The following is a 24,794-nucleotide window of genomic DNA, read 5'->3' as shown; positions in this document are numbered from 1 at the left end:
GCCGCCGGGTGAGATGCCTTCGTCGAGGGGCGAGGAAGCGCAGCCGCGTTTCTATGTCTTCGGGGTGAAGTGGGGGGCGTGTTCGGTGGCCCAGGCGGCGAAGGGGCGGGGGGTGCGGCCGGTGAGGTCGCGGACGGCGGGGGAGATGGCGGTGGACTCGGGGGGTGGGTTGCTCTGCCAGGAGGTGAGCAGGTCGATGAGTTCTTCGCCGTGGCCCGCCTCCCGCCATCGCTCGCGGGCCTGCTCCCGGGTGAGTTCTACCAGGCGGAGGGGGCGGCCGGTGGCCTTGGCGATCGCTGCCAGCCGTTCGCGCTGGGTGAGCGTTTCTGGGCCGGTCAGCACGTAGGTCTCGCCCGCGTGGCCGTCGCCCATGAGCACCGTCGCGGCGACGGCGGCGACGTCGGCCTCGTCGACGATCCCGCCGGGGACGTCGGCGAACGGCACGTGGACCTCGCCCTGGGCCCTGATGGCTGGCGCCCAGGAGAGCGTGTTGCTCATGAAGTCGACCGGCTGCAGCCTGGTCCACTCGACGGCGCTCGCCGCGAAGGCCTCCTCCACCGGGCCCACCCGGCCGTTCCACAGCAGCGCGACGCGGCGCACCCCCGCCTTCCGCGCCAGCTCGGCCAGCTCCGGCCCGGTCCGCAGCGTGGCGTAGTCGTCGCCGCCGGCGGTCAGCAGGTGCACGCCCTCGACCCCCTCGAAGGCCGGGTACAGCGTTCCGGGGTCGGCGAGGTCGCCGCGCACGACCTCCACCGACTCCGGCAGGCGGGCCTTGGCCGGGTCCCGGGTCAGCGCACGCACCCTCCGGCCCGCGCGGAGCAGGTGGCCGACCACGTGCCGGCCGACGGCGCCCGTCGCCCCGGTCACCAGAAACGTCATCGAACAGCCCTTCTGTGGATGAGACGCCGACGCTACGTCCCATCGCCCGCCCGCCGCATCGGTCCATCGACCTAGGACTCCCCGGACCTGTCGCTGCCCGTCACCATCCGGCGCGGGCCCTCGGCCGCGGGCCGCCCAGTCCGTCACCTGACCTCCCATGACCGTCCCAGCCCGTCACCGTCCGGCGCGGGGCCACGGCCGCGGCCCTCCGCAGCCCGTCACCTGACCGTCCGGCGTGGGGGGACGGATGTCGGGCCGGTCTAGCCTCGCGCTGTTCGGCGCAGGGCGACGGAGGCGGGGATGACGCTCGCGGTGAAGGCGATCATCGTGCACGAGGCGGTGACGGCGAGGAGCACCGGCCAGGGCACCCGGGTCGGGACGGAGTCGGCGAGGCCGCTCAGGGCGGCGTGCACGACGGTCAGGGTGGCTCCGGTGACGAGGGCGCCGAAGAGCGCGCCGACGGCGCTGACGGTGAGCGCTTCCCGGCCGACGAGGGCCAGGATCTGCCGGCGGGTCGCCCCGGCCAGCCGTAGGGTCAGCAGCTCGCGCAGCCGGCCGGTGGTCGCCATGAGCTGCGTGTTGGCGATGGCGATCGCGGTGTACACCAGCGCCATGCCGAGGATCGCCAGCAGGGAGAGCCGGCTCAGCCGGTCGAACCGTTCGTCCAGCGCGGCCAGGTGGGTGCCGGTCCCTTCCACGGCGCCGCCCAGGGGCACGACCGCGGCCTCGACGGCGGCGCGGTCGGCGCCCGGCGCCAGGGCGAGGTACACCGAGTCGGGCAGCGGGACGGCGGAGTGCGCCGCCGCGAGGGACCAGGGGAGCAGGACGTCGGGCATGCCGAGCCGGTCGTCGAGCACCGCCACCACGCGCGGCGAGGACTGCGCCCCGTCGTTCAGCCACAGTCCGGCCCGGTCGCCGACCTTCCACCCGTGACCGGCGGCCATCGACGAGCTGACCGCGACGGTCTCGCCGGTCAGGTCGCCGAACGAGCCCGACCGCGGCGGAAGCCGCAGCACCCGGGCCGCCGCCGGCCCGTCCACGTACCAGGCGGCGCGCTGCTTGATCGTGCCCCCTTCGGCGTCGAAGACCGTGGTCGCCTTCGTCCGCGCCGCGGCGGTCACCCCGGGCACGCCCTCGACCGCCCGGGCCACCGTGTCGGGCAGCCGGGCCTCGCCGGCGGGCACCACCAGGAGCGGTGCGGTGAGCTGGGCGCGGAGGCCGGCGGCCTGCGCCGCCGAGATGGTCTCGGTGCCCGCGAGCGAGGCGCCGGCCAGCCCGACCGTGACGAGCACCGGCGCGATCGCCGAGGCGTACCGCCGGCTCTCGGCGCGGACCCCGGCCCGGGCCAGGACGGCGATCGGCCCCCGGCCCGGCGTCAGCGCCCAGGCGAACGGGCGCATCAGCACCGGGAGCAGGAGCGCGCAGCCGAGGATCAGTAGCATGACCACCACCAGCAGGTACGCGCCGCCCTCCGGCGTGGCCAGGAACGGCGCGATCGGGATGACCCCGGCCGGGAGGGCCAGGCCGAAGACCCATCGGGTGGCCGTCATGCCGCGGTGCTCGGCCGCCGCCTCACGCAGCGCCTCGATCGGCCGTACCGCGCCGGCCCGCCGCGCGGCGACCCCGGCGCCCGCCAGCGCGACGACCAGGCCGAGCCCGGCCGCCGCGACCGGCGGCCACCAGGCGAACCCGGTGGTGAAACCGGCCGGCGCGAGACCGTTGCCGCCCAGCCAGCGGGCGAACGCCGGGGCGAGAACCGCGCTGAGCGCGCAGCCGGCGGCCCCCGCCAGCACGCCGACCAGCGCGGCCTCGCCGAGCACGAGCCGGCGCACCTGGCGGGGCGTGGCGCCGGCGGTGCGCAGCAGGGCGAACTCGCGCCTTCGCTGCGCCACGGTGAACGCGAACGTCCCCGCGACCACGAAGGCGGCGACGAACCCGGCGAGCCCGGCGGTGCTGCCGACCAGGGAGACGGTGGCGACCAGCAGCCCGGCGTCCGGGTCGGGTTCGGCCGAGCGCCGGTCGTCGCCGGTCAGCACCCGCAGGTGCGGGTACTCCCCGCGCAGGACGGCCGCCGCCCGCCCGGCGATCGCCTCCGGGGCGGCGCCGGGCGCGGCGAGCAGCGCCACGGCCGCCACCCGGCCCCCGGCCAGCCGTGCGGCCGTGGCCTCGGTCACGTACAGCGCGGGAGGCGCGCCGGTCTCGACGACCCCGCTGACGACGAACCGCCGCGGCCCGTCCGCGGTGGCCACGACGACGGCGTCGCCGGGCCGCTGCCCGGCGGGCGCGGTGAGCACCACCTCGCCGTCGCCCGTAGGCGGCCCGCCGGCCGTCATCCGGTACGGGTGCAGCGCGGCGGCCGTCCACGGATGCGCCTCGGTGGCGCCGCCGAAGCCCGCGTAGCCGGCTCGGTCGACGACCACGGCGGCCACGCCCTCCACCGCCGACAGCGCGCCGGCCGCGCCCTCGGGCACGAAGCCCCGCTCGCCCGGGGGCAGGCCGGGGTTGGCCGCGGGGCCGTCCGGGTCGCGGGTGGTCACGCCGCCGCCGTCCGGGCCGGCGACCACCACCGACGGGGTCACGTACCACCGGGGCGGCTCGACCGGCCCGCCGATCACCGCGGCGAGCGTCAGTCCGGCGGCGGCGAAGAGGGCCACCCCCAGCGAGAGCGCCGCGAACGATCCGGCGAAGCTCGCCCAGCGGGCCTTCAGGGTGTGCCATGCGATCCTCGTCATTCGGGCGCTCCGATGGCGGCGAGCGAGCCGGTGGGGCTCGCTCGGCGGGCGTTCTGGGTGTGCCGTGCGAACGTCGTCATTCGGGCGCTCCGATGGCGGCGAATGAGCCGGTGGGGCTCGCTCGGCGGGCGTTCTGGGTGTGCCGTGCGATGGTCGTCATTCGGCCGTTCCGATCGCCGTGACCTCCAGTCGGGTCATCCGTTCGGCGACGGCCCGTGGCGTCGGGTCAGGCAGTTCGCCGGCGATCCGGCCGTCGGAGAGGAAGACCACCCGGTCGGCGTACGACGCGGCCACGGCGTCGTGGGTGACCATGATCACCGTCTGGCGGCGGTCGTCGACCACCGACCGCAGCAGCGCCAGCACCTCGCGCCCGGTGGCCGAGTCCAGTGCGCCGGTCGGCTCGTCGGCGAACAGAACCTCCGGTCCGGTGATGAGCGCACGCGCGATCGCGACCCGCTGCTGCTGCCCGCCGGACAGCTGGCCGGGGCGGTGCCCGGCCCGCTCGCCCAGGCCGACCGCCGCCAGGGCGTCGCGCGTCTCGGCCCGTGTGGGACGGCGCCCGGCCAGCATCAGGGGCAGCGCCACGTTGAGCTCGGCGGTCAGCGAGGGCATCAGGTTGAACTGCTGGAAGACGAACCCGATTCTCCGCCGCCGCAGCAGGGTCAGCTCCGTCTCGCCCAGGTCGTTCAGCGGGGTCCCGCCGACGAGGACGTCACCGGAGGTCGGGCGGTCCAGGCCCGCGGCGCACGTCAGCAGCGTGCTCTTGCCCGACCCGGACGGGCCCATCACGGCGGTGAAGGAGCCGGCCGCGAAGTCGTACGACACGCGGTCCAGCGCTCTGACCGTCGCGCCCTTGGCGCCGTGGATCTTCCGGACGTCACGCAGCCGCACGGCCTGGTCGTCAGTGGTCACGCGCCCAGCCTCGCGAGGAGGCGGCCCGGCGTCACTGGCGCCGGCTTACCCGGCGGGGTAGTGCTGGCGTTACCCCGTCCGGATCGGCGGCCCGTGCTCGTAGGCTGTGGCCATGGCCGAGGTCCTCCCCCAGCAGATCCCGCGGGGCCCGGCCGCCGCGGGCACCGCGTGGCTCGCGCTCGCCGGGCACCCCCTGCGGTTCCTCGGCTCCTGGTGGCCGTGGCGATCGCTCGCCTACCTGCTGTCCGGCGTCGTGGTCGCGGCACTGTGGCTGGCCGGCGTCCTGGCGCTGATGTGCGTGCCGGCGGCCGGGGTCCTGGTGCTGCTGGCGGGCATCCCGCTCAGCGGGGTGGAGCGCCGCCGCCTGCGGCTCGTCGACCGGGCGCCCGCGCTCTCGACGCACCGCCGTCCCGGCCGCCGCGGCGCGTGGGCCTGGTTCGGCACCCGGCTTCGCGAGACGGGCACGTGGCGGGAGCTCGGCTACGGGCTGCTGTTCTCGTTCGGGCTGGCCTGGGTGGACTTCGCCGTGGCGGCCCTGGTGCTGTGCGCGGTGTACATGGCCGGGCTTCCGTTCGTCCTCCTGCTCACCCCGCCGGAGTACCTGCCGCTGGAGGTGCTCTGGCTCGACGTGGCCGACGGCCCGGGGGCGGCGCTGGTCAGCGCCGCCGGGCTGGTCGTCCTGCCGGTGGTGCTCTACCTCGCGACCGCGTACGCGGCCGGGCGGGCGGCGATGACCAGGTCGATGCTCGCCCGCCGCCCCGACGAGTCGCTACGGGCCGAGATGGTGGAGCTGAGCCGCTCCCGGGCGCGCATCCTCGGCGCCTCGGACGCCCAGCGGCGGCGCATCGAGCGCGACCTGCACGACGGGGCCCAGCAGCGGCTGACCGGCCTCATCATGACGCTGGGCCTGACCCGGCTGGAGCTGTCCGGCGCGCCGCCGGCGGCCCGCGATCTGGTAGAGCGGGCGTACGGCGAGGCCAACCAGGCGCTGACCGAGCTGCGCGACCTGGTGCGCGGCATACATCCGCACGTCCTCACCGACCGGGGCCTGGCGCCCGCGCTGGACGAGCTGGCCGAACGGTGCGCCGTGCCGGTCGACGTGGACGTGCGGGCGCCCGGGCGGGTGCCCGAGCCGGTGGAGGCCGCGGCCTGGTTCGTCGTCGCCGAGGCGCTCACCAACGTCGCGCGGCACAGCCGCGCCACCGGGGCCCGGGTGACGGTCGAACACGGTGACGGCCGCCTGGTGGTCGAGGTGGCCGACGACGGGGTCGGCGGCGCGGACGCGGCGGGCGGCACCGGGCTGCTCGGCCTGGCCGACCGGGTGTCGGTGCTGGACGGCAGGATCATGCTGTCCAGCCCGCAGGGCGGGCCGACCGTGCTGAGGGTGGAGCTGCCGTGCGCATCGTGATCGCCGAGGACTCCGCCCTGCTGCGCGAGGGGCTGCGCGAGATCCTGACCCGGTTCGGCCACGAGGTGCGGGCCGTCGCCGACGGGGCCGGCCTGCTCGCCGCGGTCGACGGCCAGGTGCCCGACGTCGTGGTGACCGACGTCCGGATGCCGCCCGACTTCCGCGACGAGGGCCTGCGCGCCGCGCTGGAGCTGCGCCGCCGCCACGCCCGGCTGCCGGTGCTGGTGCTGTCCCAGTACGTCGAGCAGACCTACGCCACCGAGCTGGTCCACAGCGGCGCCGGGGTGGGCTACCTGCTGAAGAACCGCGTCGGCGACGTGACGGAGTTCGTCGACGCGCTCGAACGGGTCGCCGGGGGCGGCACGGTCATCGACCCCGACGTGGTGCGTCACCTGCTGAGCCGCCGCCGGGCGCTCGTCCCGCTCGAACGGCTGACCGCGCGCGAGCGGGAGGTCCTCGCGCTGATGGCGGAGGGCCGGTCGAACGCGGCCGTGGCCCGGCGGCTCGACGTCTCGCCGGCCGCGGTGGCCAAGCACGTCAACGGCATCTTCACCAAGCTGGGCCTGCCCGTGGCCGCCGACGACCACCGCCGGGTCCTCGCGGTGCTGGCCTACCTGCGGGCGTGAGCCCGCCTCGCGGTCACGCCGGGGCCGGCTGCCGGGCGGGGGAGCCGGACGCCGGGTGGTAGGGAGAGACGCGGCGTTCGGTGGCGTCGATGAACTCGTGCAGGGTCTGGCGGGAGCGGTTCAGGGTGTCCACGTGCTCGTCCAGGCCGCGCAGGCGTGCCCGCAGGGTGTCCAGGAGCTCCGGGCAGGGCTCAAGGTCGGGGGTCGCGCCGGTGGCGCAGGGAAGCAGGAACGCGATCTCCTGCGTCGACAGGCCGGCTTCGAGCAGCCTCCTGATCTGGGTGACCGTGAGGACGGCGTCGTCGGTGTACTCGCGGTAGCCGTTGGCGCCGCGGGCGGGCTCCAGCAGGCCCTGGGTCTCGTAGTAACGCAGTTGGTGCGTGTGGACCCCGGTGCGGCGGCTCAGCTCCCCGATCAGCACGCTCACTCCCCCTTGACCTTCATATCGGTGTGAACGTCGATGATTCTTCCATCACCTGCTGATCACACAAGGGGGCATCTGATGGAGGATCCCGGTACCGGCGGCACTCCCGTGACGGTCATCGGCCTGGGCCTGATGGGCCGGGCGCTGGCGGGGGCGTTCCTGCGCGGCGGGCATCGCACGACCGTGTGGAACCGCACGCCGGGGAAGGCGGAGGAGCTGGTCGCACGGGGGGCGAGGCTCGCCGGGTCGGCCCGAGACGCCGTCGCGGCCGCCCCGCTCGTGGTGGTCTGCGTCTCCGACCACACGGCCGTGCGCGAGCTGCTCGATCCGCTGGGCGACATCCTCGACGGCCGGGTGCTGGTGAACCTCACCTCGGGCACGCCGGGGGTGGCCCGTGAGACCGGCGAGTGGGTGACGCGGCGGGGCGGCGCCTACCTCGACGGCGCGATCATGGCCGTCCCCCAGGGCATCGGCACGGCGGACGCCGTCATCCTCTACAGCGGGCCGCGCCCGGCCTTCGACGCGCATGAGCGGGCCCTGGGCGTCCTCGCCGCGGGAACGGCGCACATCGGCGACGACCACGGCCTGGCGGGGCTGTACGAGGTGGCCGTGCTGAGCGCGATGTGGGGCGTCCTGAACGGCTTCCTGCAGGGCGCCGCCCTGCTCACCGCATCCGGCGTGGACGCGTCGGCGTTCGCGCCGATCGTGAAGACCGGGATCGAGACCGTGGCCGGCTGGGTGCCCGACTACGCGCGGCAGATCGACGACGGCGCGTACCCGCCCCTCGACTCCACCATCGACACGCACCTGACCGCCATGGAGCACGTCGTCCAGGAGAGCGAGGCCCTGGGCGTCAGCGCCGAACTGCCGAGGTTCGTCAAGGCGCTGGCCGGCCGGGCCGTGGCCGACGGGCACGGCGGCAGCGGCTACGCGGCGCTGATCGAGCAGTTCCGCACGCCCTCGCAGGCGCGGCCGTGACGGGCCGCGGGCCCGGCGTCCGGGGAATAGACGGCACGCGGTCGCGATTGGCGTGGACATGAGCGACACACCGTTCAACCCCCGCGCGCTGCTCGCCGAGAGCAGGCTCGGCGTCCTGGCGACGATCAAGTCGGACGGCCGCCCCCAGCTCTCACCAGTGCTGCCCTTCTACGACCCGCGGGCCGGCGTCATCTACGTCTCGATGACGCAAGGACGGGCCAAGACGGCGAACCTGCGCCGCGACCCCCGGGCCACGCTGGAGGTCACCAGCCCCGACGGCCGGGCGTGGGCCACCGCCGAGGGCACGGCGACGCTCACCGGGCCCGGCTCCGACCCGAACGGTCCCGAGGTGGAGGCGCTGGTGGACTACTACCGCAGGGCCTCCGGCGAACACCCCGACTGGGAGGAGTACCGGTCGGTGATGGTGTCCGACCGCAGGGTGCTGATGGCGATGACGGTCGACCACGTGTACGGCGAGAGCCTGCGCTGACGCCGCGGCTCGCCCCCTCCCGGCCGGTAAAGTGCGGTTACCGTCGTCCGGAGGGGGAGCGGGGATGTCGGCCATCCGGCTGCTGGTGCTCGGGGCCGTGCGGCGGCGCGGGCGCGCGCACGGGTACCAGGTGCGCGGTGATCTGGAGAGCTGGGGCGCGCACGAGTGGTCCACGGCCAAGCCCGGGTCGATCTACCACGCGCTCAGGCACATGGCCAAGCAGGGGCTGCTGCGCGCCCACGAGAGCGCGCCGAGCGCCGCGGGCGGGCCGCCTCGCACGGAGTACGAGCTCACCGCCGAAGGGGACGCGGAGTTCCTGAGCCTGCTGCGCGCGGCCCTGGTCAGGCACGACCAGAAGATCGACGAGCTGACGGCCGGGGTGGGGTTCCTCGACTGCCTGCCCAGGGAAGAGGCGATCGCGCTGCTCAAGGAGCGGGTCGCGGCGCTCGACGGGTGGCGGGCCGAGGTCGCCCCCCACCTGACGCCCGGCGGCGCGGAGTCCGGGAGCTGGGAGCCGGTCGCCGAGATCATGCGCCTGTGGGCGCACTTCACCGCCGGCGGCGCCGAGTGGACCCGCGGCCTGATCGAACGCCTGGAGAGGGATCCGCGCGTCCCCTGACGGAGGCGTGCCGGAGGGAGCCCCGCCGGTCGGGCTTGCAGTAGTACAATTTGACTACTGCCGACCGGAGGAGCCTCATGGCCGACGAGACGACCGTGCCGATACTGCCCTGCCGATCGATCGACGAGGTCGAGGAGTTCTACCTCGTGCTGGGGTTCACCAGGACGTTCCGTCAGGTTCGTCCGAACCCGTACCTCGCGCTGCGTCGCGAAGATCTCCACCTGCACTTCTTCGGCATGCCGGGCTTCGAGCCCAATGACTCCTACGGCTCGTGCGTCGTCACCGTCCCGGACACCGGGGCCCTGTTCCAGGCCTTCGCCGACGGCATGCGGTCGGCGTACGGCAAGCTTCTGATCTCCGGGATCCCCCGGATGACCAGGCCGAGGAAGCGCAAGAACGCCGGCGACCTCGCCGGGTTCACGGTCGTCGACCCGGGCGGGAACTGGATCCGCATCTTCCCGTCGGCGAAGGCGGCCGAGCCGGAGGAGCCGGCGCCCGGCAGGCTCGCCGAGGCGCTGCGGAACGCCGTCGTCATCGGCGACTCCCACGGCGACCACCGTCAGGCCGCCAAGGTCCTGGACGGCGCGCTGGCGCGCGCCCAGGACCCGCCGAACGCGGACCTCGTGGAGGCGCTGCTCTACCGCGCCGAGCTCGCGCTCACCCTCGCCGACCGCGAGCGGGCGGGCGAGCTGCTCGCCCGCGTGCGCGAGCTGACCCTGGACGCCGCCGAACGCGAACGGCTGGCCGGGTCGCTGGCCGGCGCGGACGACCTGGAGCGCATCCTGTCGGCCGGCTGAACCGGCCCCCGGCCCGGCGGCGGTTCAGCCCTCGCCCGCCCCGCGGCCCTGGCGGAGCAGGTAGGCGGTGAGCACCCCGGCCCCGGCGAGCACCTGCGTGATCACGGACGCCGTCAGGGACGCGGACGGGCCGGTGAGCGCCACCAGCGCCGGGAGGCAGCCGAGCAGCGCGAGATCGGCGCCGGTCAGCGCCCAGATGATCGGCCCCATCGGCAGCGCGGCGCCCGCCGTCTCGATGACCGGCATCGAGTGGTCGGCCGGACGCCTGCGGGCCATCCGCAGCGCTCCCGCGGCCATCGCGGGAGCGGTCGCCGGCCCCAGCAGCCACCACGGGCCGCCGGGCAGGGCGCCGGCCGCCGCCAGCCCGGCCAGGGCCAGGGACGACCACAGGGCCGCCGCCAACGCGGGAAGCACCGCGCGCGCCGCCATCAGGGCACGCGGGCCGACGGCCAGCAGCCGGGCGAGCGAGGGATTGTCGCCGTCACGGCGGGCGCCGGTGGTGAACGCCACGGCCGCCGTCAGCGCCCCGCAGAGCAGGACGCCGACCGGCAGCGCGGACATGCCTCCGGCGGCCTGCGCGGCGACGGCGGGAAGCGCCGTGGAGCCGAGCAACAGCGCCAGCCGTCCCGGGCGTCTGCCGGCCCGCCGCCACTCCGGCCAGGCCGGCGCCAGGCCGGCGGCCCATGCGCTCCGGGGGGCCGACCCGGGCCAGGGGCGGGAGCGCAGCACCCGTCCGCGCCAGTGGTTGTCCTCCGCGACCCAGGTCAGCGCGCCGGTGTCCATGGTGACCGCCGCCGAGAGCACCCGCCCGCCCCTGGCCGAGGCGCTGAGGATCTTCGCGGCGGGGATGCGGTCGAGCGCGATCCACGCTCGCCGCAGCAGCCCGGCGGTCACGGCGGCCGCCAGGCCGGCCGCCGCCACGACCGCCGCGACCGGCGCGCCGGCCACGGCGAGCAGCACCTGCCGGCCGGGGCCGCCGCCCAGCAGGGCCGCCGCGGCGGCCAGCAGCACGGCGCCCGCGATCATCGTCAGCAGCCAGGAGTCCCATGTCTGGGACGCCTGCGCGAGGACCGCCGTCGCCATGCCGCCCACCGCCGCGCCCAGGCCCAGCACCAGCGCCGCCGTCAGGCGGACGGCCAGGTCGTCGGGGACGCCGAGCACGGCCGGCACGGCCAGGCCGAGCACCGCCCCCGCCGCCGCCGCGACCGCCAGCAGGACGGACGCCGCCCTGCCCAGCACAGAGCGGCGCGGCAGCGGGGACAGCACCAGCCAGGCGGCGTCGGCGGCGGGCAGCACGAGGGGGCCCAGGAACCGGGCGAGGGCGAGGTAGCCCGCGTAGGCGGCCAGGAGCAGCCCGAGCCCCGCGCCCATGCGCCCGGCGTCGACGCCCGCCGCCAGCCCTTGGACGGTCGCGACGACGGGGTTGCCCAGCACCGCCGCCACCAGGGCGAGGCCGAACAGCGCGGCGTAACGATCGGACCAGGTCATCCGCCGTCCGCGACGGGAACGCAGGTAGGCGCGCGCGGGGTTCACGACGCGGTCTCCAGCGTGATCAGGCGGGCCCCGGTGGCCGTCGCGAGCCGCAGGTCGTGGGTGGCCATGACGACCGTGCCGCCGCCGGCGGCGTAGCCGGTCAGGATCGTGGCCAGGCGTGCCCGGAACGCGGCGTCCAGCCCGCGTTCCGGCTCGTCCAGCAGCAGTAGCCGGCTCGGCCTGAGCAGGGCCATCGCCAGCGACAGCCGCTGCCGCTGACCGTTGGACAGGGTCAGCGGGGACAGGTCGGCGCGCCCGGCCAGCTCGAAGGTCTCCAGCGCCTCGCCCACCGTCAGCCGGCCGCCCCGGTGGACGGCGCGCGCCAGCTCCAGATGCTCCTCGACGCTCAGACCGGGGTACCAGGCGGGCTCGTCGCCGACCAGGACGACCCGCTTCCAGAACGCGGCGGCGTCGACCGGCGGCGCGCCCAGGACGTCGACGCTCCCGCGCAGCGGCGGCTGCAGGCCGGCCAGGCAGCGCAGCAGCGTCGACTTCCCCGCGCCGTTCTCCCCGACCACGGCGATGATCTCCCCGGCGGCGGCCGTGAGGCCGACGTCGCGTAGCACGGGAGCGTCGCCCAGCTCCACTTCGACGCCGCGGGCGGCGATGATCACGTCTGACATGTCCCGAGCCTACGTCGCACCCGGCCGCCGGCTCCGGCCGATGAAAGTTTCACCCCCGCCGCCTTCGGCGGGGGGATCCGCCGGGCCGATCGCGGCAGCCCCGGACGGGCGGCGGGGCCCGGCGGGGGCCTGCCGGGCGTTCCCGCGGCGGCGGTCCGGCGGCGCCGGGACGGCGGTCTCGGGGGGCTCGGGACATCTCACGAGTGGGTCTTGTGCATCGTGGGGAAGAACGTTTTAATCCCCGGTAACACCCGGTGGACGCCGGGGGTACCGCTCGGGGCCGGTAGTGCGCTGATGCTTCTGGGGTGCCTTGTCAGCGCTGACGACCAAGTCGGCAAGGCTCTTCGCCACACTACGGGAAAGCGTTTTCCGAAGGAGCCGACATGCCTTTACGCAAGATCCTGGCGGGAGCGCTCGCGGCGGGCCTGCTGGGGGCCGTGGCCGCCTGCGGCGGGGGCGCGCCGAGTGACGGCAAGGTGACGATCCGTTTCGCCTGGTGGGGGAGCGAGCAGCGGGCGAAGATCACCAATGAGGCCGTCCAGCTCTTCATGAGGAAGAACCCGAACATCAAGGTCACCACGAGCACCGCGATCTACGACGCCTTCTTCCAGAAGCTCGCCACCGAGACGGCGGGCGGGAACGCGCCCGACGTCATGCAGATGAGCGACCGGCACCTGCGGGAGTACGCCGAGCGCGACGCCGTGCTCGACATGCGGCCGCACGTCGGCAAGGAGATCAAGACCGCCGACCTCAAGCAGGAGGTCATGGGCCTGGGCACCCTGGAGGACAAGCTCTACGGCCTGCCGCTCGGCCAGACCGCCATGGTGATGGTCTACAACCCGGTGCTGTGGGAGAAGGCCGGGGCCGAGAAGCCCGAGCTGGGCTGGACGTGGGACGACTACTTCGAGGCCGCCAAGAAGGTCAGCGACGAGACCGGCGGGAAGGTCTTCGGCGCCAGCGACTTCGGCGGCGTCGAGTCGTGGTTCAAGGTCTGGCTGTCCCAGCAGGGCAAGGGCCTCTACACCGCCGACGGCGCGCTCGGGTACACCGAGCAGGACGTCGTCACCTGGTGGGAGATGGCCACGAAGTTCCGCAAGGCGGGCGCCGCCACCCCCGGGGAGATCACCGCGGTGAACCCGGCGGGCTCGCCGGTGCTGCGCAAGGTGTCGGCCTCGGAGTTCATGCCCGACTCGACGGTCGCGCCCAACGCCTGGGAGGTCTACGACAACGACTACGCGCTCGCGCCGCCGCCGCAGGTGGGCGCCGAGTCGGGCATCTACGGCGAGCCGCCCATGCTGATCAGCGTGTCGGCCCGGACCAAGCAGCGGGCGGCCGCGCTCAAGCTGACCGACTTCATCGTCAACGACCCCGACGCGGCCAAGATCCTCGGCATGTCGCGCGGCCTGCCCGCCAACATGAAGAACCGCGCGGCCATCGCGCCGTCGCTCACCGGCGCCTGGAAGCAGGTGTACGACTACGAGGAGCTCATCGCCGACAAGATCAAGGTCGGGCCGCCGGCGCCGCCCAAGGGCGCGGGCACGCTGTTCACCCTGTTCGACAAGTACTACCAGGACGTCATGTACGACAAGGCGGCCCCGGCCGACGCGGCCAAGCGGTACTACGCCGAGGCCCGGCAGGTCGTCGCTGGATGAGGCCGGCCGAGAAGACGCGCCCGGCGCGGCGCCCCGGCCCCCGCCGCGGGCGGCGGCGGTGAGCGCGCGCCCGTCCACGCTGGAGCGGGAGCGGCCCGCGCCGCCCGCCGTCCCCTCCCGCACCTCCTACGGGGAGCGGCCGGGCGTGGCCTACCTGTTCCTGTCGCCGTGGGTCGCGGGCGTGGTCCTGCTGACCGTCGGGCCCATGCTGGCCTCGCTGTACCTGTCCTTCACCGACTACGACCTGTTCACCGCGCCGTCGTGGGTCGGCTTCGAGAACTACGCGCGGATGTTCACGACCGACGTCCACTTCCTGAACGCGGTCTGGGCGACGGTGAAGTACGTGCTCCTGTCGGTCCCGGTGCAGCTCCTGGCGGCGCTGGCGGTGGCCCTGCTGCTCGACCGCGCCAGCCGCCTGCAGGGCCTGTACCGCTCGGCGTTCTACGCGCCGTCCCTGCTCGGCGCCAGCGTCGCGGTGGCGCTGGTGTGGCGGGCGATGTTCTCCGCCGACGGGGCGGCCGACCGGTTCCTGTCGTTCTTCGGCGTCCGGACCGGAGGCTGGGTCACCGACCCCGACCTGGCGCTGCTGATGCTCGTCCTGCTGGGCATCTGGCAGTTCGGCGCCCCGATGGTGATCTTCCTGGCGGGCCTGAAGCAGATCCCCGCCGAGCTGTACGACGCGGCGTCGGTCGACGGCGCGGGGTGGTGGCGGCGGTTCTGGTCGGTGACGGTGCCGATGCTCTCACCGGTGATCTTCTTCAACCTGGTGCTGGACACCATCAGGGCCTTCCAGGTGTTCAACGCCGCGTTCATCGTCAGCAACGGCACCGGCGGCCCCGGCGACTCCACGCTCTTCTACACGCTCTACCTGTGGCAGAAGGGCTTCGTCGACTTCGACATGGGCTACGCCTCGGCGATGGCCTGGGTGCTGCTGCTGGGCATCGCGCTGGTGACCACGCTGATCTTCCGGTCGGCCCGCTCCTGGGTGCACTACGGAGGTGGGGACCGGTGATCCGGCGGGCGATCTGGCACGTGGTCGTCCTGGCCGTACTCGGCGTGATGCTGTACCCGATTCTCTGGCTGGTGGCCAGCTCGTTCAAGCCGAACGCGAGCATCGCCTCCAGCGTCGGCCTGTGGGCCGACTCCCTGACCCTGGGCAACTACGCGTCGGTGCTGGACGGCGCCACCGACCCCCCGGTGTGGCGGTACTTCCTCAACTCCACGATCGTGGCGGGCGGCGCGGTGATCGGCAACGTGGTCACCTGCTCGCTTGCCGCCTACGCCTTCGCCAGGCTGAGGTTCCGGCTGCGCACCCCGCTGTTCGCGTTCATGCTGGCCACGATCATGCTTCCGCAGCACGTGGTGCTGATCCCGCAGTACACGATCTTCCAGCAGCTCGGCATGGTCGACTCGTTCTGGCCGCTGGTGCTGCCGAAGTTCCTGGCCACGGACGCGTTCTTCGTCTTCCTGATGGTGCAGTTCATCCGGCAGCTCCCGGCCGAGCTGGACGAGGCGGCCCGGATCGACGGCTGCGGCCCGATCAGGATCTTCGCCCACATCACGCTGCCCCTGGTCAAACCGGCGATGATCACGACGGCGATCTTCACGTTCATCTGGACCTGGAACGACTTCTTCACCCAGCTCATCTACCTGTCCTCGCCCGACCGGCTCACCCTTCCGCTCGCGCTGCGCGGCTACGTCGACCTGCAGGAGAGCGCCGCCTCCTTCGGCCCGATGTTCGCCCTGTCGGTGCTCTCGCTCGTGCCCATCCTGCTGTTCTTCGCGGCCTTCCAGCGCTTCCTGGTGCAGGGCCTGGCCACCTCGGGGCTGAAGGGATGAGCCGCCGCCTCACGCTGCTGTCGGAGTCCCTGCTGCTGGGGCTGATGGTGTTCCTCGCCTCGCTGCCGCTGGTCACCGCGTTCGCCGCGGTGGCCGCCGGCTGCGCCGTGCTGCGCGAGTCGGAGCGCACGCCGGTCGGCGCCCGCGCCTACGCCCGTCAGCTCGCCGCCGTCGCCCGCGGCGGGCCGCTCGGCTTCGCCGCGCCGGTCGGCCTCGGCGCGGTGCTGCTGCTCGACTGGACGGCGGTGCGCGCCGGGCTGCCCGGCCATCAGCTGCTCGCCGTGCTCGTCCCCATCGTGGCGCTGGCCGCCGCCGCGCTCGCGCTGCGGTGCGCCGCGGCCTGGCGGCCGGGACACGCCTGGCCGCGCGCGGCCCGCGACGCCGTCCGCGCCGACCTGTACGGCACCGGGTTGCTGGCCATGGCGGTCGCCGTCGCCGCGGTCGTCTGCGCCACCTTCCCCCTGGTCACCCCGCTGGCCCTCGGCCAGCTCGTGCTGGCGGCCGCCGCCGTGGACGCCCGCACCTCTCCCGCCCGCGCCTGACCCGCCGGCCCGGTGGCGTCCGGCCCGCACTCCGCGTCCGGCCCGCTCGCCGCGCCGGCCGGTCCGCCCTCAGGCGGCGGACGGCCCTGCCCGTCCCGCGTGCGGGCTCACCGGGCGGGTGCCGTGTGGTGCAGCTCGGTGATCCTGGCGGCGGTGGCGAAGCTCATCACCGGGTCGGGCCGGCCGGACAGCAGGCTCTCGTAGAGGGGCCGGTAGTGGGCCACCTTCCTCGGGGTGCGGCCGTCGTCGCCGTGCGCGGCCAGCAAGGCGCCCTCACGCGCGGCGAAGCCGGTCATGGCGGTGTGGTCGATCCAGATCTCGACGCCGGAGCGGGCGAAGGTCAGGACGGTCTCCTTGCTGCTGGAGCCGGCGAGCCAGCTCGTGCGCAGCCGGGCGAGCCCGCGCTCACCCCTGGAGAGGAACTCGCAGGTGCACCACGCGGCGGCGCCGCCGTCCATCTCGCGGACCGAGGTGAGCGCGGTGAGGTCGACGAACCGGGCGAGCATGCTGAGCTGGTTGACGCCGGAGTCCATCCAGCTCGACAGGTAGGAGGCGAAGGCCTGCTCGCCCCGCGCGACGTACGGGTCGTAGAAGGCCGAGGTGATGTTGGTGACGGGGCCCCACTCGGGGTGCTCGGCCATCAGCCCCGCCGCCCAGAGCACCTCCGGCGAGAAGGCGAAGTGGTACGCGGTGAACACCCGCCCCGGGACGCCGGCCGCCTCGTCCAGCGCCCGCAGCCGGTCGAGCGAGGCGAGGTCGTGCACGAGGGGCTTCTCGACCAGCACCCGCGCCGCCGACAGCGTGAGCGCCTGGACGGCCAGCTCGGCGTGCGTGTCCGTGGGCGTGGCGATCACCACCAGATCCACCTCGTGCGCCGCCAGCGCCCCCGCCGGCTCGCCGTACGAGGGCACCTCCTCCCCCCGGAACACCAGCGGCCCTTCCAGCCGCGGATCCACGGCGAACTCGAGCGCGACGTCCCCCCGCTCCCCGAGCACCGCGAGATGCGTCTCCGAGATGATCCCCACCCCCACCAGCCCGACCCGCAGCCCCCCACTCATCAAGCCCTCGCCTTCCATGGGTCATCCGGTGGCCGTCATCCCGGGGTGGGCCCGGTCGAGGCTCGGCTCGCGCGAGAGCGAAGTGGCTGCCGGGAACCGGCCGGGCACAGCGCGTGGCGAACACCTACTCGTGATGGCCATGGTAGAGGTCGTGAAGCCGGGTGAGAGAACCGTGACTTCGTCTCGCTTCGACGCCGTCATCGGTGCCATTCCCGGGTTCACCGAAGCGGTAGACGTCGAGGCCGGGCGCGAGAGCTGGAGCCGGCCCGCCGGCGGTGACGACCCACGCGAAGTCGGCTCACCTCCGCACTGAGCCGATCTCGTCGAGCGACCGTGCGAGTCGTACGCGGATCCATGCCTGTCCGGCGTCAGAGGGGCGTCAGGGTAGGGGTGATGTACTGTGGAGACACGCCCTCGTGGGGTAGGGCACCGTGTGTGGTGGGGTAGAACCAGGGGAGATGACCCCTGAAAACTAGCGACAGGCCCCTGCGCCGGACGCCTAGCCCTGGACGGTTGGTGGAGCGACTCTCCAAGATTGTTGCGATACCCTCTCCGCAGGGCTGCGAGCCTCCCGGAACGCCGGTGCGCCGGCCGCCTGTCAGACGGAACGGCCGGGCCGCTCTCCGAGTGGGCTCCCGGCGTAGCGTAGTGGAGCTCTCGTGAGAGAAACCTGCGAGGTCGCAGTCATCGGTGGCGGCGTCATCGGGTGCGCCGTCGCCCACAGGCTGGCCGCCGAAGGCCGCCGGGTCACCATTCTCGACGCGAGCGGGCGTCTCGGCTCCGGCGCCACCGACGCCGCCATGGGCGGCATCCTCACCCAGTCCGAGTCCTCCTGTCTCGGCCCGCTCAGCACGGTCATCGACCTCACCCGCCGCCTGTACCCCGCCTGGCTGGCCCGGCTCACCGACCAGTCGAGGGTGCCGGTCCCGGTGCTCACCGGCGGCGACATCCAGGTGGCGCTCGACGACGACGAGATGACCCACCTGACCGACAAGGTGCTTCCCGAATGGGAGGCCTCGCCCTTCGCGGTCGTGCGGCTGAGCCGCGAGGACGCCAAGGAGCTGGAGCCGCTGCTGAGCGACGCCGTCCGGGGCGGCTTCCTGCTGCCCGACGAGCTGGCGCTCGATCCGCACGACCTCATGGCCGCACTCGCCGGCGCCCTGCCCGCGGTCGGGGTCGGCGTCCGGCTCGGCGCGCGGGTCATGCGGGTCGGCTCGGGCCCCGGCGGCGCCGAGGTGGAGCTCGACGACGGCACGGTGATCTCCGCAGAGACGGTCGTCGTGGCCGCCGGCCACCTCAGCGGCGTGCTGCTGCCCCGGTTCCGCCACTTCCTGTACCCCGTCAAGGGCGAGGCGCTGGACGCCCGCCCGCCCGGCGCCCGCACCTACCCCCTGCGCCACCACGTGTACGCCGAGCTGGACGGCGGTCTGCTGACGCCCTACCTGGTGCCGCGCTCCGACGGCCGCGTCGCCCTGGGCGTCACCTACGAGCCGGGCGTCGACGACCTGCGGCCGAGCGCCAAGGGCCGCGACGAGGTGCTGCGCGGCGCCGCCGCGCTGATGCCCTCGACCACCGGGTGGGTGGTCGAGAAGCACTGGGCGGGCCTGCGGCCGGGCAGCGGCGACAAGCGCCCGCTGATCGGCTACGCCGACGAGCACCGCCGTGTCGTCGTCGCCACCGGCCACAGCGGCCTGGGCGTCACGCTCGCCCCGGCGACCGCCGAGCTGGTGTCGGTCGTGATGAGCGGCACGACGCCGGACGCCGAGACGGCCGAGCGCCTCGCGGTCTGCGCCCCCGAACGCGCCCTCCAGCGCGACCTCGCGGCCGCCGCCGCGCCGTCACTGCGAGCCTGACGCGGGCGGTCCGCACCCGCCGGGCCCTCGGCGCGCGACGGGACGGCACCGGCGGGGCCCCGTCGGCCGCACCCCGTCGTGGCAGCCGCTGGGATCTCCGAGGGCGCGCGCGCCCGGCGGCGCCTTACTCCGGGGTGGCCGCCAGGGCCCACAGCTCCTTGAAGCGCTGGGAACGTTCCGCCACGCGAAGCGGTTCGAGCACCAGGCGGGTGCTGACCACGGTGTGCGCCGCCAGCTCGCCCATCGACGGCGACGGCGTCACCTCGTAGGTGATGACGTCGTCGAACACGATGATGTCGCTGAGGCCGAGCGAGGTCTTCACGTCGGCCGGGGTGAGGACCCGCACCTCGATGCCGATCTCGGCCTGCCGCCGCCAGATTCGGCGGAACATCTCCGACTGCAGCCGCTCGGGGCTGTCGAGGAAGAAGATCCGCCGCACCCGGCAGTGCCGCTCGACCAGCTCCTGCTGGATGCGCAGGTAGCGCTCGCCGAGGTCGGTGAACCAGAAGCCGCCCTCGGCCTCCGACGGCCCCTGGTCGACGATGTTGAGGCTGAGGGCGTCGATGCTCGTCCTGGCGTTGCCGGCCAGGCCGAGCAGCCAGTCGCGGTCCTCGCCCTCGTAGATGACGCTCCCCTCGCCCAGCTCCTTCAGGAACGACGACATGCGCGCGATCTCCGACTGGGCGAAGTGCTGCACCAGCTCGGGCATGTCGGCGCCCACCTTGGTGGCGTTGCGCAGGAACTGCGTCACCACGTCCATCTGCAGCGCCGAGATCTCCACCAGCCGGAACAGCTCCGTCGCCTCGTTGATGCGCGACAGCCCGTCACCGACCAGGCGGTGCAGGTTCTCGTGCTGCCGCCGCGCCTCCACACGCGACTCCTGGAGCTGGTTGTCCACGTCCACCAGGTACTGCACCACGAACACCACGCCGCTGATGAACGCGGTGAGCATGATGGTCCACGCCTGGTCCTCCGCCATGTTGTCCGACAGCGCGTACGTGAGCGAGCCGATCGCCAGCGTGACCAGCAGCTTGCGCAGCGTCTTGGGAACCGGCTCGTGCAGGGGGGACCGCTTGCCTTCGGTGTCGCTCAATCTCCGCTCCGCCCGTCTCCGCCGGCCACGGTGAGCAGAGCCACCGTGACGTGGTCGCGAACCCTGTTGACCAGTGACTGCCACTGCCGGGTGAACCCCGGCCGGTGCTCCAGGCTCTCCCAGACGTGCAGCAGGGAGTCCTGCACCCGGGCCGCGGGCATCCACAGGTGCAGGATGTGGTCGATGGCCGGGGCGAGCCGGGCCGCGGCCTCCGGCCGTGCCACGCTCCCCGGCCGTGCGCGCCTGACGATCTCGATCAGCGCGGTGAGCAGCCAGTCGTGCAGCGCGAGGTCCTCGCACAGCTCGGCGACGCCCGGCGCGAACGGGTCGGGCAGCGTCAGGCGCAGCGTGCGCACGTTGTCGCCCCGCAGCTGCAGGCGGACGTCCGGCTCCCCGGGCTCGGCCGTCCAGCGGAACCGGGTGCGCGCCATGCGGAACGGCGCCCGGCGGTCGAGCCGGGCGGAGGACTGCACCACGTCCACGAACCGCGCGCTCACCGCCCCCAGGTCGAGGGACTCGGCCGGCGGGGCGTCCAGGGTGAAACCTCCGGCGAGGTCGGCGGCGCGCGCCTTGCCGACCACCTCCACGACGCCGGGGCGTGCCATGTAGTGCGACCAGGCGAGCCGCCGGTTCGACGTGCCTCGCGTGACGCGCACCTGGGAGGAGCCCTGGACGAGCCGGCCCCCGGTGACCGACGCCCGCGACAGCACCGTGCCCACCCCCCGGACCCGCGCCCCGGACGCCGAGGCGAGGTGGCAGTCGACGCCGGTCAGCCGGTCGGGGGACACGGCGTAGGCGATCGGCCGGCGGAACACCCGCACCCGCTCCCCGCGCACCAGCGCGAGGAGCTCGGTGCTCAGCGAGTCGGGGATCTCCCCGGAGTTCTGCAGGAGCCCGGTCTGGACTTCCCCCACCATCAGCAATGTGCCCCTCCTGCCCGGCGCCCTCGGGGGCGGCCCGTGGAGACGGTGTGCGGCGGTCGCTGGAGCCGTGCGGTGTGAACTGCGAACTAGGTGAACACGTAGGAGAGCCGGTCGACCAGCTCGTCCTCCAGCGGGACGCCTTCGTCCTCGCTCCGGGAGACGACCTGCCCGAGGACCTCGGCGTCCACGGCGACCTGGCTGAGGATGGTGCGCACGGCCAGCTCGACGGGCATGAAGCGCGACGACAGCACCGAGAGCGTGGTGTAGGCGGCGAACGGCGCGGCCGACGGGACGAGCCGGATGATCGGCGGCAGGTCGGCCCAGTCGTCGGGGAAGGTGGTGCCGCGGGGCTGGGGGACGACCGGCGGCCTGCCGTCGTCACGGAGCATGCCCAGCCGCAGGAGCTGCCACACCGCCGCCAGGAACGGGCACGACCACGTGCGCTCGCCGTCGTCGTCGTTCCACAGCTCCACGTCGACGAAGACGGAGTGCCCGCGTTTGGCGTTCTGGGCCGGGGGCCGCCACTTCTGCGCCACCCCCATCGCCTGCACCACCCCGGCCACCGGCGAGCGGGTGCCGTTGCACAGCCAGCCGGTCTCGCGCGCCGGCGGGCGCGACCCGTTGGTGCCCACAGGGGGGTCGGCGACCAGGCGGTCCTCCACCAGCTTCGCCGGCTCGACGCCTCCGGCGCGGGCGCAGGCGGACTCGCGGGCCAGGTAGTCGATGGTGAGGCCGCTGTCGGCGGCCGTCTCGACGATGACCGGGATCAGCTCGGCGGGCGTGCTGAAGCGGCTGAAGTAGTCGTCGATGAGGAAGCAGGTGCTGACCCGCGCCCGGCCGCCGGGGACACGCTCCTGCCAGCTCCGCCGGGCGGTGGACGCCCACGGCTCGGCCCGGCGGAACTGCTGCCTGAGCCGGTCGGGGCCCGCCTCGAAGTCCTCCATGTACAGGTGGCCGAGCTCGATCGAGACGTGGGACAGCGGCGAGGAGGCGATGCGCCGCTCGGCCGCGACCTCGCCGAACGTGGCGTTGACCGGCGTCACAGGCCCTCCCACGCGTTGTCGTCGACGACCTTCTTGGCCAGGTCGTCGAACGCGGCGACCGTGCCGGCGTTGGCGATCTGGCTGGCGAGCACGTCCTCGTCGGAGATGAGTTGTTCGCGCCACTGCAGGACGGGGTCGAGCGGCACCTTGCCCAGCATGCGGGTGCGCCCCACCTTGTGGCGGGCCGACAGCTCGCGCAGCTCGCGGTCGCAGTCGTTGAGCCAGGCGAGCTGCGTGGGGCGAAGGCCCGCCAGCTCGGCGGAGTCCTGCTCCAGGACGGCGGTGCGCACGAACCGGACGCGGTCGGCCAGCTCGGCGGGGTCGTGGCCGTGCTCGGCGCCGACGTCGAGCAGCCCGCGCTCGCCGTTGACCAGCCCGGCGGCGGCGATGATGTGCTGGCGCGTCCAGCGGTGGAACACCAGCCATCGGCTGTGCACGCCGGGCAGCCGCGCGGTCGCCGCCAGGGCCAGGTGCGCGGCGAACGAGCGGCCCGCGCTGAGGTCGACCATGACCAGGTCGAACTCCTCGTCGAGCCTGCTGAAGAGCCGGACGCACTGCCGCAGCAGCTCCTCGGTGAGCGTCGGGAACTCCCCGCCGCCCTCGTCGCCGGGGTACAGCACCAGCTGGCCCGCGCCCGGCGGCTTGACGCGCAGCCCCTCGCGGTCGGACTCGGCCCAGATGTCGATGCGGTGCGGCTCGGCGACCTCGCCCTGCAGGTAGCGGTGCGTGCCGCCGCGCCGGGTGCCGCGCTCCGCCTCGCTGATCGAGAAGATCGCGCCGACGGTGGGCGAGCCGAAGTCGAAGTCGACGTAGCAGACGTCGTTGCCCTGCAAGGAGCGGCGGTACACGATGTTGCCGCTGGTGACCGAGCGCCCCGTCCCGCCCTTGTCGGAGATGGCGAAGATCAGCACTCAGGTCACCTCCGCGGCGTTCTCCCTGGCGGTGGCCAGGCGTTCGAGCTCCACCAGGGCGTCGCTGATGAGCGCGACGGCGGTCGCGGGCCGCTCGCCGAGGATCAGGCGGGCGCGGGAGAGGCCCGCCTGCACGCCCCGCAGGCTGGAGCGGATCGCCGGGCCGGCCAGCAGCGGGCGCGTCACCAGCTCCTGGTCGAGGAGGTGCTCGGCCTCGCTGAGCATGTCGCGCGCGATGTCCATGAGCTGCGGGCTGCGCAGCGGCGACTCGGCGCTGGACTTGGCGGCCGATACCAGAAACTCCACCACGCGCTCGCTGAAGTACCAGGAGGGCAGCTCGTGGTGGTCGTCGATGTCGGAGTAGACGTTGCCCGGGTGGTCCCACAGCCCGCGCGCCAGGCCGTGCCCGCAGCGGCGCGACAGGACGTGCTGCCACACCTGGTCGGCGAGGTCGAGCAGGCGCTCGCGCGTGCGCGTGCTCTGGGTGATGGACGACAGCCAGTTGATGCGCTTCAGCAGGATGATGGAGAAGTCGGCGACCTGCCAGGTGAGCTGCGGGCCGATGTCCTCGGTGCCCGCCAGCGTCACCGTGATGCCGGGGGAGTGCAGTGCCACCGGCGGGTCGCCGGCGATGGCCCTGCGCGTGATGCGCGCCCGGATGGCCAGTTCCTCCAGCACGCCGGTCACCCGGCCGACGTCGACGTCGGCCGCCCGGTTGCTCAGCAGGCTCTGCACGACCATCGCCGTGACCGCCAGGCTGTAGTAGTCGGACTCGCGGCCGTCGGACGTGCGCCACGGGATGTCCTGCAACGGCCACAGGCCCCGGCCGTAGGTGGCGATGACACGCCAGTAGCCCTGGGTGAGGTCCCACCGGCGTTGCAGCGCCTGCGCGAGCTGGAACTGCGCGTCGTCCAGCAGGCCGAGCACGCGGGTGCGCTCGGAGAACAGGTCGACGATGCCGACCAGCGCGTTCACGGTGAAGTACATGAACGGGGTCTGCACGGCGACGCCCTTGGGCTGCGTGCCGACGTCCAGGATGGTCTCGACCTGCGGGGCGTCCTTGACCAGGCCCCAGGACCAGCCGCACTCGAACAGCAGGTTGGGGTTGTCGAGGTCGACGACGCCGGAACCGATCGTCAGCTCGCGCACGCCGGCGCGTACCTCCAGCAGGCGCTTCTGCAGATCCTCCTGGATGCGCCGCTCGGGGGCGCCGGTCTGGTTCACCGTGCGCAGCAGGGTCTGCCCGGCCAGCGAGCCCGGCTCGAAGACGTTGACGGTGAAGCTGCGCAGCAGCCCCACCATGGCGGCCGACAGGCGCTTGCTGGAGAGCTGTTCCAGCTCGCGGATCTCGCGGCGGATGTCCTCACGCCGCACGCTCTGCCGGAACACCTTCAGGAAGCCCAGCACGCCCAGCATGAGCGTCACCGAGATGGAGAAGGAGTCGACCATGTCGAGCTGGCGCTGCTCGGGCGTGGCCTCGACGCCCTCCTCGGTGGACTTGAAGTAGCCGCCGCCGGAGAACACCGGCCGGCCGTCGGGGTCCGCGTAGGTGCGCAGGTACTCGCCGATGACGCGCAGCAGGAGCTTGGGGATCTCGACGCTGTCGCCCAGCTCGCTCAACGCCTCCAGGACGTCGTCGGCGGTGGCGTCCGGGACGTCCAGCTTGAAGCCGGACAGCTCGGCGGCCGGATGGACGAAGCAGAGTAACTGCTCGGCGTCGGAGATCGAGTTGGAGCCGTCGCGCCCGCCCCACACCCAGGTGCCGTCGCGGAAGGAGGCCCGTGCCGCGGCTTCCCAGACCTCCAGGAGCTGCTGTCGCGGCTGCAGTTTCATGCCGGCCTCCCAATGCCCTCGCGGCG

At 73.9% G+C, this 24,794-nt stretch carries 23 protein-coding genes; 11 read left to right on the top strand and 12 right to left on the bottom strand.

Annotated features, from left to right (window positions below; translation table 11 throughout):
* Positions 1–51: 51 nt before the first annotated feature.
* The 3 genes from PYR91_RS02955 to PYR91_RS02945 form a co-directional block, all read right to left on the bottom strand.
* Positions 52–879, bottom strand: a complete 828-nt coding sequence (locus tag PYR91_RS02955) for an NAD(P)H-binding protein (protein WP_279777185.1) — start codon at positions 877–879, stop codon at positions 52–54.
* Between the two features lie 260 nt (positions 880–1,139).
* Complete coding sequence (locus tag PYR91_RS02950; protein WP_279777184.1) at positions 1,140–3,611, bottom strand: ABC transporter permease; 2,472 nt, start codon at positions 3,609–3,611, stop codon at positions 1,140–1,142.
* 156 nt (positions 3,612–3,767) lie between these two features.
* Positions 3,768–4,523 carry an ABC transporter ATP-binding protein gene (locus PYR91_RS02945; protein WP_279777183.1) on the bottom strand — a complete coding sequence of 252 codons (756 nt, stop codon included), beginning with the start codon at positions 4,521–4,523 and terminating at the stop codon, positions 3,768–3,770.
* A 112-nt stretch (positions 4,524–4,635) separates the two neighbouring features.
* Here PYR91_RS02945 and PYR91_RS02940 point away from each other — a divergent pair, with 112 nt between their 5' ends.
* Together PYR91_RS02940 and PYR91_RS02935 are read left to right on the top strand one after the other, a co-directional pair.
* Entirely contained in the window at positions 4,636–5,931 is a 1,296-nt protein-coding gene (locus tag PYR91_RS02940; protein ID WP_279777182.1) for a sensor histidine kinase, read from the top strand.
* Positions 5,928–6,557: a response regulator transcription factor gene (locus PYR91_RS02935; protein WP_279777371.1), complete on the top strand. Its 630-nt coding sequence runs from the start codon at positions 5,928–5,930 to the stop codon at positions 6,555–6,557. Before PYR91_RS02940 ends, PYR91_RS02935 begins: the two co-directional genes overlap by 4 nt.
* Positions 6,558–6,570: 13 nt before the next feature.
* Here PYR91_RS02935 and PYR91_RS02930 read toward each other — a convergent pair whose 3' ends face one another.
* Positions 6,571–6,978, bottom strand: coding sequence for a MerR family transcriptional regulator (locus tag PYR91_RS02930; protein WP_279777370.1), 408 nt, complete (start codon positions 6,976–6,978; stop codon positions 6,571–6,573).
* A gap of 81 nt (positions 6,979–7,059) precedes the next feature.
* Between PYR91_RS02930 and PYR91_RS02925 the strand changes: the two genes are divergently transcribed.
* From PYR91_RS02925 to PYR91_RS02910, 4 genes are all read left to right on the top strand, one after another.
* A complete protein-coding gene (locus tag PYR91_RS02925) occupies positions 7,060–7,959 on the top strand; it encodes an NAD(P)-binding domain-containing protein (RefSeq protein WP_279777181.1) in 900 nt (299 codons plus the stop codon).
* A 58-nt stretch (positions 7,960–8,017) separates the two neighbouring features.
* The gene (locus PYR91_RS02920) at positions 8,018–8,449 is read left to right on the top strand and encodes a PPOX class F420-dependent oxidoreductase (RefSeq protein WP_279777180.1); all 432 of its coding nucleotides are present in this window, start codon (positions 8,018–8,020) and stop codon (positions 8,447–8,449) included.
* 64 nt (positions 8,450–8,513) lie between these two features.
* Positions 8,514–9,068: a PadR family transcriptional regulator gene (locus PYR91_RS02915; protein ID WP_279777179.1), complete on the top strand. Its 555-nt coding sequence runs from the start codon at positions 8,514–8,516 to the stop codon at positions 9,066–9,068.
* A 77-nt stretch (positions 9,069–9,145) separates the two neighbouring features.
* Positions 9,146–9,865, top strand: coding sequence for a VOC family protein (locus PYR91_RS02910; RefSeq protein ID WP_279777178.1), 720 nt, complete (start codon positions 9,146–9,148; stop codon positions 9,863–9,865).
* A gap of 24 nt (positions 9,866–9,889) precedes the next feature.
* Here the strand turns inward: PYR91_RS02910 and PYR91_RS02905 are convergent, their stop codons facing one another.
* Together PYR91_RS02905 and ccmA are read right to left on the bottom strand one after the other, a co-directional pair.
* Positions 9,890–11,353 carry a DUF6297 family protein gene (locus tag PYR91_RS02905; RefSeq protein WP_279777177.1) on the bottom strand — a complete coding sequence of 488 codons (1,464 nt, stop codon included), beginning with the start codon at positions 11,351–11,353 and terminating at the stop codon, positions 9,890–9,892.
* 41 nt (positions 11,354–11,394) lie between these two features.
* Positions 11,395–12,021: a heme ABC exporter ATP-binding protein CcmA gene (gene ccmA / locus PYR91_RS02900; protein ID WP_279777176.1), complete on the bottom strand. Its 627-nt coding sequence runs from the start codon at positions 12,019–12,021 to the stop codon at positions 11,395–11,397.
* Between the two features lie 383 nt (positions 12,022–12,404).
* Between ccmA and PYR91_RS02895 the strand changes: the two genes are divergently transcribed.
* Genes PYR91_RS02895 through PYR91_RS02880 form a run of 4 tightly spaced genes read left to right on the top strand, consistent with a single transcriptional unit; the run spans position 12,405 to position 16,054 of the window.
* On the top strand, positions 12,405–13,673 hold the full coding sequence (locus PYR91_RS02895; protein ID WP_279777175.1) for an extracellular solute-binding protein: 1,269 nt from the start codon (positions 12,405–12,407) through the stop codon (positions 13,671–13,673).
* A 58-nt stretch (positions 13,674–13,731) separates the two neighbouring features.
* A complete protein-coding gene (locus PYR91_RS02890) occupies positions 13,732–14,685 on the top strand; it encodes a sugar ABC transporter permease (protein ID WP_279777174.1) in 954 nt (317 codons plus the stop codon).
* 47 nt (positions 14,686–14,732) lie between these two features.
* Positions 14,733–15,512 (top strand): carbohydrate ABC transporter permease, encoded by a 780-nt coding sequence (locus PYR91_RS02885; protein ID WP_279777369.1) that lies wholly within the window; start codon positions 14,733–14,735, stop codon positions 15,510–15,512.
* Complete coding sequence (locus PYR91_RS02880) at positions 15,509–16,054, top strand: hypothetical protein (protein ID WP_279777173.1); 546 nt, start codon at positions 15,509–15,511, stop codon at positions 16,052–16,054. The genes PYR91_RS02885 and PYR91_RS02880 overlap by 4 nt, the downstream gene beginning before the upstream one ends.
* Before the next feature lie 107 nt (positions 16,055–16,161).
* On the opposite strand, the gene PYR91_RS02875 is transcribed toward PYR91_RS02880, so the two are convergent.
* Positions 16,162–17,112 carry a Gfo/Idh/MocA family oxidoreductase gene (locus PYR91_RS02875; RefSeq protein ID WP_279777172.1) on the bottom strand — a complete coding sequence of 317 codons (951 nt, stop codon included), beginning with the start codon at positions 17,110–17,112 and terminating at the stop codon, positions 16,162–16,164.
* A 659-nt stretch (positions 17,113–17,771) separates the two neighbouring features.
* Here PYR91_RS02875 and PYR91_RS02870 point away from each other — a divergent pair.
* On the top strand, positions 17,772–18,965 hold the full coding sequence (locus PYR91_RS02870; protein ID WP_279777171.1) for an FAD-dependent oxidoreductase: 1,194 nt from the start codon (positions 17,772–17,774) through the stop codon (positions 18,963–18,965).
* 124 nt (positions 18,966–19,089) lie between these two features.
* On the opposite strand, the gene PYR91_RS02865 is transcribed toward PYR91_RS02870, so the two are convergent.
* The 5 genes from PYR91_RS02865 to PYR91_RS02845 form a co-directional block, all read right to left on the bottom strand.
* Positions 19,090–20,058 (bottom strand): hypothetical protein, encoded by a 969-nt coding sequence (locus PYR91_RS02865; protein ID WP_279777170.1) that lies wholly within the window; start codon positions 20,056–20,058, stop codon positions 19,090–19,092.
* Entirely contained in the window at positions 20,055–20,975 is a 921-nt protein-coding gene (locus PYR91_RS02860) for an SCO2521 family protein (RefSeq protein WP_279777169.1), read from the bottom strand. The genes PYR91_RS02865 and PYR91_RS02860 overlap by 4 nt, the downstream gene beginning before the upstream one ends.
* Positions 20,976–21,067: 92 nt before the next feature.
* Positions 21,068–22,024 carry an SCO2522 family protein gene (locus PYR91_RS02855; RefSeq protein ID WP_279777168.1) on the bottom strand — a complete coding sequence of 319 codons (957 nt, stop codon included), beginning with the start codon at positions 22,022–22,024 and terminating at the stop codon, positions 21,068–21,070.
* A complete protein-coding gene (locus PYR91_RS02850) occupies positions 22,021–22,935 on the bottom strand; it encodes an SCO2523 family variant P-loop protein (protein WP_279777167.1) in 915 nt (304 codons plus the stop codon). The genes PYR91_RS02855 and PYR91_RS02850 overlap by 4 nt, the downstream gene beginning before the upstream one ends.
* Positions 22,936–24,768 (bottom strand): SCO2524 family protein, encoded by a 1,833-nt coding sequence (locus PYR91_RS02845; protein WP_279777166.1) that lies wholly within the window; start codon positions 24,766–24,768, stop codon positions 22,936–22,938.
* Between the last annotated feature and the right edge of the window lie 26 nt (positions 24,769–24,794).

The sequence above is a fragment of the Sphaerisporangium sp. TRM90804 genome, assembly GCF_029846175.1.
In the GTDB taxonomy this organism is placed as follows: Bacteria; Actinomycetota; Actinomycetes; order Streptosporangiales; family Streptosporangiaceae; genus Sphaerisporangium.
This window is presented reverse-complemented; position numbering and strand designations above follow the sequence as displayed.